The 4,503-nt window shown below is 54.6% G+C and carries 3 protein-coding genes and 1 pseudogene; all 4 read right to left on the bottom strand.

Annotated features, from left to right (window positions below; all coding sequences use genetic code 11):
• Positions 1 to 65 precede the first annotated feature (65 nt).
• Positions 66 to 716 carry a Rho termination factor gene (locus NW840_RS03275; protein WP_414342382.1) on the bottom strand — a complete coding sequence of 217 codons (651 nt, stop codon included), beginning with the start codon at positions 714 to 716 and terminating at the stop codon, positions 66 to 68.
• Positions 709 to 1,995 (bottom strand): AAA family ATPase, encoded by a 1,287-nt coding sequence (locus tag NW840_RS03270; protein ID WP_414342381.1) that lies wholly within the window; start codon positions 1,993 to 1,995, stop codon positions 709 to 711. The genes NW840_RS03275 and NW840_RS03270 overlap by 8 nt, the downstream gene beginning before the upstream one ends.
• Positions 1,996 to 2,080: 85 nt before the next feature.
• A complete protein-coding gene (locus NW840_RS03265; RefSeq protein WP_414342380.1) occupies positions 2,081 to 4,288 on the bottom strand; it encodes a phosphoketolase in 2,208 nt (735 codons plus the stop codon).
• 72 nt (positions 4,289 to 4,360) lie between these two features.
• Positions 4,361 to 4,503, bottom strand: a pseudogene (locus NW840_RS03260) (RNA-guided endonuclease TnpB family protein); the annotation flags it as partial.

Below are 4,503 nucleotides of genomic sequence, written 5' to 3'. Positions count from 1 at the left end.
AGCAGAGCAGGCTCAGGGCTACTGAAAGCCCGCTCCGTACCGCTTAGCGGTCGGAGCCGGGTAGTTTACCTCTCTCCCTCTGTTTTTTTCCGCGAGCGAGTTGAGGTCGCTTTCTTCGCGCCAGCGGATGCCGCAGATCTCTTGGATGATTTCTTCAGAGTAGGGGGCAACGCTGTAGGAGTTACGAAAAATACTTCCGATAGGGCATCCAGTTTTTTGCCTCGCGTAATTTTGCACCCAAGCTTGGTTATGGGGGTTAAGTCCTGCCACCAACTTCTATCCGCCTCTGCAATCCGGGCAGCTGCAATGGTTACATCGACTCCCTTGAGGGGACTGCTGGGTCGCTCGGCTAGGTATCTTAGCGCAGCCAAGATAGTCTCTCTCGATGTATTGGTCAAATTTACCTTCGGAACAATTTCTTTGGCGAGAATCTGGGCCTGCTTAACCTGCTCTGGATCAGGATCGACAACGATACACCATAGCCTTTCCAGTCCCGCTTCTTGAGCAACTGCATAGACAAAATGGTTACCAATGGCCTTGTACTGATAGTCGCCAGCCTCGACCACCAGCAGAGGAACCCAGTTGTGTCCTCCTGTTGCCCTTAGCTGATCTGCGGCTGCGGCAACAAGGAAGGAGGGAGCAGAAAACCCATCGGCGGGCGTAATGCTCTCAAGGGGTAAGTTAACCAACCTACCTAGATCTGAAAACTCACTCATCGATAAAGTACTCACGGGCAAGACTCTGGTAGTATTCTAAAACTCTCCTGTCGCTAAAGACGGCAGGCCTTCGTTCAAACTTTGCAGAGGATATCACTGCATAGTCAGGTATCCTAAAAATGCTTTTGTTTTCATTACCTCTCTTAAAATGTGGCCAGAAATATGGAAGTAGATCTACACTTTTCTCCTGGTTGATAAGCTTCTGTATCTCTTCGTGAGCTAGTCTAATAGTGTATTCACTTCTCGAAGAGACGCCATTGAAAAAGATAGGCAAAGTCCTGGGGCCGCCATCCTGTCGTGACTTAGCAGTTTCTGGAACAAAGCTGGTGATTACTCTAGCAGCATTATTCAGGGAAGACAGATCGTCGGGGCGGGTAGGTATCAAAATAACATCGGCAGCAAAAACACCACTTTGGCTGAAGTAAAGCCATTGAGTTGGGCAGTCGATTAGGATGTAGTCATACTCATTGCGAAGAGGAGCAATCAGATCTCGAAGGCGCCGAGTTCCCTTTGGGATATATGCTACTGCCCGGCTATCAGTCAACGTCTCTAGTTCAGGGTCTCTTGGGATAATGTCGAAGATGGAAAATCCCTTGAGTTTATATGTTTGGACAATGGCATGGACGTCTATTTTGGGATCCTTTAAACATTGCGTCAGTGTAATTTTTCCAGGAGTGGCTTCCAAACTTCTTGTCAGATCACCCTGAGAATCAAAGTCAACAACTAAGACCTTTTTTTTCTTGGTTGCTAGTGTTGCCGCAAGGTTAATGATCGTCGTTGTTTTGCCTACGCCTCCTTTATTGTTATACACGCATACAGTCAGAGCGCGCTCATAGTTTTCTATCTTGTCTCGCAAGTTACGCACTATGCTCTCAATGTTATCTGAGCTAATATCAAGGTTTGCTGTAGCGGGGTGAACGACTTTTCCGTGCTTCCTCCAAAGCTGGATGTTATTTGCATTGGTGATAATTCCCCATTTTGCAGATTTGCAGTTCTTGGCAAGCAAGTAACTTTCTATCTGACAAACTACATCTCTATAGCAAGATCCTTCTCTGAGATTAACTGCTCTAGATTTTGCCTCCAAAAGCAAGTAGGGATTCTTCGGGGATCTAAAGAAAGTATCTTCAGGATCTCCGTTCTTTCTTGCTGCGAGATCGACCTGGCCGCAACCTGTCTCGAATTCTTCTCTAATTTCCGAGTCGTCAAAGCCAAGCGCCTGCAGGAGAGGAGAAGCAAAGTGTTGGACAACAACTCGCTCTACCCTCTCGGTGGGAGACATCCTCTCAAGCTTCTCTCGGAGATATCTAGCCGCAGTCATAGGAAAAAATAAGGTGGACAATGCTAACCAAGCTAAAAGCTCGCCCTCAGCATAGCAGTTGCTTGGCTCGTTCTGACAGTGCCTGAGCTGTCAGGCCGTTGTAGTCCATCAATTCGGCGGGGGTGGCGGTGGTTTCGCCGCGTTTCCAAGCGAAGAAATCCCGCGGGCCGGCATAGCGCAACATCAAGGGTTCGAGCATCAGGCTGGCCCCGCCTGTTACGCCGATGAGGGCCTCGCCGGCAAACCAAGCGGCAAATTCTTGGTCGGACATGAATTCCCCATCTGGCTGAGCACAGGTGGACCAAGCCACGTCGCCGGGGCGATACAGACGGCGGGGGTTAATTACCGAGACGATTTTGCAGCCGATCCCTTGGGCTTGGAGCTGCTCAGCCGCCTCGAACACGGGCAGGAGAATCATATCCCCCACCACGGCAAAGACCACGGTGCGGGATCCGGGAAACTCCTGAAGGACGATGCAGCCCTGCTCTACTGCTTGGCGGGCTTGTTCGAGGGTGGTGCGGATGGGCAGGGGGGTTTTGCTGGCGATGATAGGGATCCCTTTGTTGCAGGTGGATAGGGCCCATTCGTAGGCAGCTTGGGCACAGTTGGCATCCGGCGGGAAGAGGGGGAAGACGTTGCCGTTGCGCATCATGGCCGCCAGGTAGGCCTCAATTTCCGGGCGTTGGTGGGTCCAGCCGTTGCGCCCCTGTTCCAAAGCGCCGGCAGTGAAGAGGGCAATGGCCGAGGGGGTGGGCCGGCGCAGCTCCGCCATGGCTTGGGTTACCGTCTGCCAGATGGGTAGGCCGTTGACGGCAAAGGACTCGTAGGAGCACCACAGGGAGCGTCCGCCGAAGAGGGCTAGGCCCGCCGTCAGTCCTGCGCAGGCATCTTCGCTCAGGGGCTCATAGACTTGTCCTTGGGGCTGTTGGTTGTATAAGGGATCCACCGTGGGGTGAATCACCTTGAGACCTTGGTTCACATTGGCAATGCCGGAAGCTTCGTTGCCGTCGGCATTGGCCACCAAAAAGTCGGGATCCTTCTGCCCCACCTGCACCACCAGGGATCCGATGGCCGTGGTGGAAACCTGCTTGTCCCCCAGGGGAAACTCCGTTAGGTTTAGGGATCCCAGAGGTGGAAGGGGCCGAACGAACTCTGTAACCGCCACCTTGGCGGCTGGCCCCCCGGCTGCCCGTTGGCAGTTTTGTCGCACCAGGGCCCAAGCTGCCGGATGTAAGGCCCGCGCCCGCAGAGCCGCCACAATGTCCGGGTGATCCAGAGTGTGGTGGCCGTAGAGGTTGTGGGACTTGGATCCCTTGGCATGTACCCCAGCCCCCTTCAGTTGCTTGAGGATGAAAACCGTTAATTGTCCGCTCAGGGCTGATTGGATGGCTCGCTCCATTTCGATCAGCACCCTTTGGGCAAAGGCAAGGCGGGCTTCTAGGGAAAACTGAGTGCTGTCGACGTAAGGGCCGGGCTGCTGGGCATCGTCGAAGTCTTTGGCGTCCACCAGAATCACTTTCTCAAAGCCGTTGCCCCGCCAATACTCGGCCATCTGGGCGTTGCTGGCGGTGGAGATCATGCTGTGGTGCTCTTGGCTGTAGCCGTTCCAGACCAGTACCGGCAGGAAGTTGGTGCGCTGGGGGAAAGCGGTGTGAAAGTGAATCATGGAGCTCATCACATAGGGCTCCCCCAGGCCGCCATCCCCAATCGTGACCGGGAAGAGGCGATCTGGATAGAGCAGGGCTCCTGCCATGGCAAAGTGTTGTCCTTGCCCCAGCGGCCCAGCCGGTGCCAGCAGCCCGGGAATGTAGCCGGATAGGTGACCCAACAGCCCTTCCCGTTCTCGAAAACGGGCCCGTAGGTCGGAGACGGTGTGGATGCCCATCTCGGCCAGGGATCCATCCAAAAACATGGCCGCGTAAAAGCCCGGCGCGTGGTGCCCGACTTCGGTGGGGATGTTCTTCTGGCCCAGGTACACCAGAGCTGCATAGGCTTCTGCTTGGCTGGCAAATCCGCCCGGATGGCCTGAGGCTTTGCTGGCGGTCATTTGCAGGGTGAGGTAGCGCAAGGCATCGGCATAGAGCAAGGTTTGGTAGGCGGCCATGCGACTGCCGGGATCCCTCAGCTTCCCGGTGCCGGCATCCACTGCAGGGGCCTGGCCCAGGCGGTCAAATTCCGGCCAGGGATCCCCGAAGTACTGGATCCCTTCGCAAAAGGCGGGGACTTGGGCAGTTGCCTCCTGAGCCAGTGTCATCGGTTCAGCCTCACGCTTGTTGGGTTATTCACACTCACTGTAAACCCGATAACGCTTTTTGGATGTTGTAAACTACCCAACCCTGACTGCTTCGCAGTACAGGGCGGGCTTTCGGTAGCCCTGCAGTTGGCAAGCCAACCACGAGCCTCTAGGCTGGTTTACAGCAGCCCCCAAAAGCGCAATCACATTCGCACCATTCAAATCCGCATCCCCTT

The sequence above is a fragment of the Synechococcus sp. R5-13 genome, from assembly GCF_047462015.1.
Classification (GTDB): Bacteria; Cyanobacteriota; Cyanobacteriia; order Thermostichales; family Thermostichaceae; genus Thermostichus.
Note: the sequence above shows the minus strand (reverse complement) of the source record. Positions and strands in the feature narration are given on the sequence as shown.